At 44.9% G+C, this 7,059-nt stretch carries 5 protein-coding genes; 4 read left to right on the top strand and 1 reads right to left on the bottom strand.

What is annotated here, in order from left to right; translation table 11 throughout:
• Positions 1–238: 238 nt before the first annotated feature.
• Entirely contained in the window at positions 239–1,777 is a 1,539-nt protein-coding gene (locus QT987_RS23660) for a SagB/ThcOx family dehydrogenase (protein WP_333245092.1), read from the bottom strand.
• Between the two features lie 227 nt (positions 1,778–2,004).
• Between QT987_RS23660 and QT987_RS23655 the strand changes: the two genes are divergently transcribed.
• From QT987_RS23655 to QT987_RS23640, 4 genes are all read left to right on the top strand, one after another.
• Positions 2,005–2,526, top strand: coding sequence for a pentapeptide repeat-containing protein (locus tag QT987_RS23655; RefSeq protein ID WP_333245089.1), 522 nt, complete (start codon positions 2,005–2,007; stop codon positions 2,524–2,526).
• A 313-nt stretch (positions 2,527–2,839) separates the two neighbouring features.
• Positions 2,840–3,172: a hypothetical protein gene (locus QT987_RS23650; RefSeq protein WP_333245086.1), complete on the top strand. Its 333-nt coding sequence runs from the start codon at positions 2,840–2,842 to the stop codon at positions 3,170–3,172.
• Between the two features lie 33 nt (positions 3,173–3,205).
• Positions 3,206–5,284 carry a dynamin family protein gene (locus QT987_RS23645; protein ID WP_333245082.1) on the top strand — a complete coding sequence of 693 codons (2,079 nt, stop codon included), beginning with the start codon at positions 3,206–3,208 and terminating at the stop codon, positions 5,282–5,284.
• Between the two features lie 14 nt (positions 5,285–5,298).
• Positions 5,299–6,969 (top strand): dynamin family protein, encoded by a 1,671-nt coding sequence (locus QT987_RS23640; RefSeq protein ID WP_333245079.1) that lies wholly within the window; start codon positions 5,299–5,301, stop codon positions 6,967–6,969.
• Positions 6,970–7,059 lie beyond the last annotated feature (90 nt).

Below are 7,059 nucleotides of genomic sequence, written 5' to 3'. Positions count from 1 at the left end.
TGGAACAGGCATCTTGCCTGTTCTGTTGTATTTTTTGGGCGGGCGGGACGCCCAACCCCTACTCCCCACAAGAATTTCACTTTTTATGGAACACCGAATTTAACTCTGTGTGGAACAGGCATCTTGCCTGTTCTTGAGAATGGTGTAAGATGTTAATTTCATCAAACTTGACTATAAAATTTAGATGCGTCTGGGCGTAGTGAAGCAATACTACTGACAAATAACAACTAAGTTATTCTTACGATCGAGGTCTGCCCAAACTTGTAATATAAAGCACTGCCTCACCCGCAGGAATACCGAGAACGTCATTGACGCGATCGTCAAAAAAGCCCGCGATACCGCTGACACCCAAACGCAGTTGCATAGCTGCTAAATTCAACCGCTGGCCCAAATGACCCGCGTCCATGTGCAAATAGCGGTAAACTCGATCGCCATATTTTGCTACAGCCCTGTTCAAATCCGCCGTGTGAAATAACAGCGCCCCCGCATCTCTGCCCAAGTCTTGCCCCAAACACAAAAAATGCAATTCCCTGCGGAAATTTTTAAACCGAATTTGCCGCAATTCTTGAGCTTTCGGAGCGTAATAGTAACAGCCTTCTTCTAAGCCATGCACTCCCGAAACAGCAATAAAAGTCTCGATCAAACTTAGATCGAAATAGTCGGGATTACCGTCTAATCCTTGGTCGATATAGTGCTGCGGCTGGTAAGTAAAATCGAGCATAGCTAGCAGTTCGCCCAAGCTCAAAGAAGCACCTGTATAAGCACGGGTCGAACGCCTTTTGAGCATAGTGTTTTCTAAAGTTTCCAGGTTCACTCCCCAAGGAATCGAAGGAGTGACAGTCGAAACTTTAGTACAAAATGGAAAGTTGTATTTATCCTCTAATTCCCCTTCACTTTCATCAAGTTTCCAGCCATCAGCTCCGGTAGGGTCTGATTCTAAATGCGTGGCTTTGTGGAGGTATTTTAACAGTTGACCTTCGGAAATTTTCGGGTAATCAGTGGTGGTGTTTCCGGGCAAAGCTGTTTTAAATTTAGGCAAGTTTTGGTCAATATCTAGCAAGTCGGCTAAAGCAACTACACAAATTGCTCCTTCTTGATCCGAGTCGATGTACAGTAATTCATTGACAGCTTCGTCGGCGAATCCTCCAATCAGGTGAGGTCGGTAATCGTTGACGGCGCAAGCTAACTCGATATTGCTCAATAAATGACCGGTGTCTAGAAAAATTCGCCGATAAGCTCGGTCTTCGTAACGCCAAGAAGAACGAAAAAAAACAGTGGTAATGGCGATCGCCAATTGGGTATTTTCTAGCGCTGGCGACTGGAAACAAGCTGCTTGCAATGTCGGCCAAACTTGACTGTCCCAAAAATGAACAAGTGAATGAGTTCTGCACTGATAATTGTAGAGTCCGGCCGGCAACTGGGCAGTGCCACGGGAGATTAAATAAACCTCTGCTGGGTAGAGTCCACCCGCCGACGGTGCAGATCGCAAATACAGGTAGCTGTCGTCTACCGTCTGCACTTTCGCCGTCAACCCGTAGCTGCACAGCAACAAGCTAGATAACCGATGCCACCAAGCGGCATCGGGATCGGCATCGGCATCCTCCGAGGGGTCTTTTAGATAAGGCTTGAGGTCAAAATACGCTCCAATTTTATATTCTTTGAAAGGCACAGGTTGCTCTGTCCAATCTAGCTGTTTGCTTTTAGCAGCAATGGTTTCAGGGTCGTATTTTGTCCGTTCGTGGTAGTGCTGAGCAATGGAGAGAGGAAGTTCTGGCATATTTCAGTAGAGGATTGGCTTTGGTTTCTCGATCGATCTTGACATTACTAACCGCTTACTGGTCGAGCAAGGCAGAAATTTACAAATATAAAAAAAATCTTAGAAAAAATGCGACTGTTGTTACACAAGCTTAACATAAGAATAGGCATAAGTATAAATACGCAGAATAATAACCATTAATTACTGTTATGGATTGGCTGCAGTAGCTGTCGTCATGAGGAGTGAAAATGCAAAAGCTAAGCGCTGAGGAATTGCTTGCTCAGTATGCTGAGGGCCAGCGAAACTTTAACGCCGTTGACTTAAGTGAAAATAACTTGTTTCAAGCAGATTTGACAGAAATAAATCTTTCTGGTAGCGTTCTGAGGCGAGCTTATTTGCCCTACGGAAATTTGACGCAAGCTAATCTTTATAAAACTGATTTGCAAGAGGCTGAATTGGGCGACATTCAACTTTATCAAGCTAACTTGTCGGAAGCAACTTTATCAAGAGCCAACTTATCAAGAGCAAATTTGCGTCACGCCAATTTGCAAGGTGCTAATTTGCAGAAAGCCAATTTGCAAGGTGCGGATTTGTACAATGCAGATTTGACGAATGCCGATTTGAGATATGCGGATTTGAGCCGAGCTAATTTGGAGAAAGCAAAGTTAAGCCAAGCTCAATTAGCGGGCTGCAACTTATTTCGATCGCGCTTGGGTGATTTGTCGGAAGCCGAGTGCGATCGCACTACTATCGGGCCCGAAGGCTATTGATGATTTGCAGCGGCTAATCTAGGGCGTAGGGCGATCGGCTTAATTAGTCGTGAAGCGTAAGCTGTTCTACATTTAAATTGTCTGTTAAAAAACAATTCCCCGTCTTGTGGGGTGGGGTGGGCGTCCCGCCCGCCCTGAATATACAATTTAAATGCGCGACAGCGTAGCTATCCCGTAGGGAATCGCCCTTTTTAAAATTTCTTAACATTTCTCGACACGCCGGAAAAGGTGAGTTACAGTCGTAGAGAACTTATCGCTCCGCAACATTGACAATAAATAACACATTTTTTCAGCGAAAAACAGGCTAAAATTTATGAATTCTCCAGACAACAAATCCAGAGAACTCCGGCGCAAAGAACAAGAACTGCGGAAGCGCGAACAAGAAATTCGGCTCCGCGAACTAGAAGCCGAAATTGACCGTTCAGTGCCCGAACATCTAACAAGCAAGTACCAAGAACCCGACAGCCAAGTTAACGGCAAACTCAAACAGTGGCGCAGAAAAATTATAGCAGCCGCTCAATTTACAGGCATTGTCATTGCTGTTATCGTTGCAGTTCGCATAGCATCTTGGTTGGCAGCCGCGCTGATAGTGGGAGGCATTGCTTTCATCGCTTACAAAATGTTTATTGAAGAAGACAAAAGTTGAGAATTTCAAGCAGGAAACTATCAGGAAATACCCATGAACCTTAAAGTAGAAACTAGCAACTTTCTCAACGATTTAGAGCGAGTAGCAGCCGTCCGCCGAGAAATTGCCGATCGCCTCAGCAACATCGCAACAGCCATCAACCAATCAGAATTAGCTGGAGGAGAAGCATCGGGAAAACTGGGTTTAGAAACAGACAACGCCGACATTGATGTCGCCAGTAAAAACTTGCGCCAAGGAGTCTTTCGGCTGCTAGTGCTAGGCGACATGAAACGCGGCAAAAGCACTTTTCTCAATGCGTTAATCGGCGAAAACTTACTACCCAGCGACGTAAACCCCTGTACAGCTTTGCTGACGATTTTGCGATATGGTTCAGAAAAAAAAGTAACAGTTTATTTCAATGACGGCAAAAGCCCAAAACAGCTAGATTTTAAAAGTTTTAAACAGAACTACACAATTGACCCCGCTGAGGCAAAACGCTTAGAAGAAGAAAAGAAACCAGCATTTCCTGATATCGATTGTGCCGTAGTAGAATATCCCTTACCTTTGCTAGAAAAAGGCATAGAAATAGTAGACAGTCCCGGACTAAACGATACAGAATCCCGCAACGAATTATCTCTCGGTTACATCAACAACTGCCACGCTATTTTGTTTGTGCTCAGGGCAACTCAGCCTTGTACAATGGGTGAAAGACGCTATCTAGAAAATTACATCAAAGGTCGCGGATTGAGCATTTTCTTCCTGATAAATGCTTGGGATCAGGTGCGGGAAAGTTTGATTGACCCGGACGATCCTGAAGAATTAGCAGAAGCAGAAGGGAAACTGCGGCGGGTTTTTCAAGCTAATTTGGCTGAATATTGTTTAACAGAAGGCCACGACATTTACGACGAGCGAGTGTTTGCAATTACCTCAATTAAGGCGCTCAGGTTGCGGATGAAAAACCCGGATGCGGATTTGACAGGAACTGGTTTTCCAGAGTTTATGGCGGCACTAAATACATTTTTGACCCAGGAAAGAGCGATTTCGGAATTGCGTCCGGCGAGGACTTTGGCGCGTCAAATTTCTGCTCGTGTCCGCGAAACTGTTGGGCGCAGATTACCATTACTCGATCGCGATGTCAATGAGTTGAAGGAAAAGATTAATTCAGTTGAGCCGGAGTTTAAAAAGCTGACTCAGATTCGCGATGAATTTCAACAAGAAATTAGCGGAGTTAGAGATAGTAAATCGCGGGCGATCGCAGATTCTTTCCGCGCCTACGTTCTCAACTTAGAAAATACCTTTGAAACAGATTTCTTACGGTATCAACCTGAACTGAGATTTCTGGATTTCTTCAGCCAAGGCAAGCGAGAAGCTTTTGAAGCATCGCTCAAACGAGCATTCGAGCAGTACATCAATGACAAACTAGCAGCTTGGACTCTAACTGCCGAACAAGAGATGAATTCAGCATTTTCGCAACTCTCGAAAAGTGCCGCAAATTACGGGGCATCTTACACGAAAGTGACTGAAAAAATTACCGAAAAACTGACGGGACAAAAGATACCAGCAGCAGTCAGCAACTCGAACGAAGATAACTCGCCCGGTTGGGCAAAATGGGCGATGGGATTGTTCTCGTTAACTACCGGAAATCTGGCAGGTGTAGCAATGGCCGGAGCGGGTTTTGATTGGAAAAATATCCTGCTCAACTTAATCACTGTGTTGAGCGTCAGTACGATTCTTGCTAGTTTGACGGGGATTGTTTTGGGGCCGCTGTACTTGGCTTTGTTGGGCATGGGTGTTGGGGTTTTGCAAGCAGACGGAGCTCATAAACAGTTGGTGAAAGCGGCGAAAAAAGAGCTAGTGAAATATCTGCCGCAGGTGGCTCAAGAGCAGTGGCAGCCGATTCATGATGCTGTAAAAGAGTGTTTTGATGTTTACGGGCGGGAAGTGAGCGATCGCATGAATGCTGATATTACTTCTCGAAAGTCTGAGTTAGATAATTTGCTGGCTCAAAAGGAATCTCGCGAGATTAATTGTCAGGCTGAATCGCAGCGGTTGAAAAAATTGGATGCTGATGTTTCTGCAGAGTCGCAGAGTATTGAATCGCTATATCAAGCTTTCCTAGCATCAGCTAGATGAAATAAAACAACAATATGCAACAACCAGAAACTTATCAAAACCTGACCGACTATCTCAAATCAGCACTCGGTATTCTCGAACTGGATAAAAACTCCCAACTGTATCGAGATACCACCTCAATTTGCGACTATCTCGCCAAACCAACTTTTCAAATTGCTGTTTTTGGCCCGTTTAATTACGGCAAGTCAACTTTGCTCAATGCTTTGCTGGGAAATCGTGCTTTGCCGATCGACCTTGTGCCCACTACAGGTGCTGCCATTTATGTCAACTACGGCGAGGAATTGCACGCAAAAATTACCCTGAAAGACGGCACGGAAATTAGCGAACCGGGGACTGATGTTTTGAAACGCTACGCCATCCTTGACGACGCGAGACAAATGCGGGATGATGTGGCGGCCGTGAATGTTTACTGTCCCCATCCATTCCTGCAAACCGGTGTGGAATTGCTGGATTTACCGGGAACCAATGACCGCGAAGAACAGGATAATTTGGTTCGGGATAAATTGCTAACGGCTGATTTAATTGTGCAGGTTTTAGATGCTCGCAAATTGATGACTTTAGGGGAACGAGAGAACTTGAGAGATTGGTTGAGCGATCGCAACATCAACACAGTCGTCTTTGTTGCCAATTTTCTCAATCTACTCGAACCCGACGACCAAAAACAAGTTTACAATCGCTTGTTGTTTGTTGCCGAAAGTTTTCGCTCGAACTTGCCGAACAATATCAGCAATATCTACCGCGTCGATGCTTTGCCGGCTTTGAGGGCGAGGCTGAAAGGAGATGTGGCGGCCGCCCAAACTACAGGAATTGCCAGCTTTGAATCGGCTTTGCAAAGTATTGTAGCAGATCAACAGGAACAAATAGCAGTTAAGTTGCCCAGAATTGAAGCTATAGCTACTAAAATTTGCCAATCTCTCCGAGCCAAAGCTGAAACTGTCACCGCAGAAATAGCCGCCGGTCAAAAAAAGCATAAAGACAAAATTGAAATTAAACAAAAAGCCGAAAAACTGATATCAAAAGGCTTTCAAGCCAGCGTTTCCGATTTCGAGATTTGGCTTTACCAGCCCACACTTTTGCAGCGGTATCAATCGGAAATGGCGCTGTCGCTCCAGGAAGGGAGTTTTGATGCGTGGAAGCTAAAATTTGAGCGAGAGGTCTTACATCAGCAGCAAACCATCGCAGAATGGGTAAATAAAGCTTGCGAATTCTTTGATAAAGAACAGCCGATCGCACTTTTGATTTCGTTTCCTCCATCCCCGCAAGTCACCTTACCGGAACCGCCACCACATCCAGCTCAAAAGTCGAACGAGGGCGAAGTGGCTCCAGTGGCGATCGCCACCGGCTTAGGTTGGCTATTGGGCGGGCCTGTGGGAGCCGCAGTAGTCGGCGGTGCTAGCTATATTTTGAATAAAAGAAGTGGGAATGAAAAGCCGCCTGAATCGTCAGAAGCTTATCTAAATCAAGTAACGGAAATTTGCCGCGAGGCTGCTAAAAACTATCTTGCTCGCTTCAGTACCGATACTTTTTCCATGCTGCAACACTACAAGGAAATTGCCGGAAAAGTTATCTGTTTTCAAGACAGCAAAGAGCCATTAAATATGAATGTTCAACAGTACCAGTTACAGTTAGTAAATAATTTAATCGAGAACTTAGAAGCACAATTGGAGAGAATAAAAGTTATATGATTTGAGATTTTATATTACTTTCATGGCCCTGTCAAATCCTCAAGAACAGGCTTTCTGGCCTGTGCCACACAAATTCAGTTTGATTTTGGG

This window comes from Microcoleus sp. SVA1B4, from assembly GCF_036700545.1.
In the GTDB taxonomy this organism is placed as follows: Bacteria; Cyanobacteriota; Cyanobacteriia; order Cyanobacteriales; family Microcoleaceae; genus Microcoleus.
The sequence above is the reverse complement of the archived record's forward strand: the minus strand, read 5'-3'. Positions and strand labels throughout refer to the sequence as shown.

What these genes read in the sequence shown, in the direction of transcription:
- QT987_RS23660 (WP_333245092.1), bottom strand. Translation starts at nt 1,777, where the DNA reads ATGCCAGAACTTCCTCTCTCCATTGCTCAGCACTACCACGAACGGACA.
- QT987_RS23655 (WP_333245089.1), top strand. Translation starts at nt 2,005, where the DNA reads ATGCAAAAGCTAAGCGCTGAGGAATTGCTTGCTCAGTATGCTGAGGGC.
- QT987_RS23650 (WP_333245086.1), top strand. Translation starts at nt 2,840, where the DNA reads ATGAATTCTCCAGACAACAAATCCAGAGAACTCCGGCGCAAAGAACAA.
- QT987_RS23645 (WP_333245082.1), top strand. Translation starts at nt 3,206, where the DNA reads ATGAACCTTAAAGTAGAAACTAGCAACTTTCTCAACGATTTAGAGCGA.
- QT987_RS23640 (WP_333245079.1), top strand. Translation starts at nt 5,299, where the DNA reads ATGCAACAACCAGAAACTTATCAAAACCTGACCGACTATCTCAAATCA.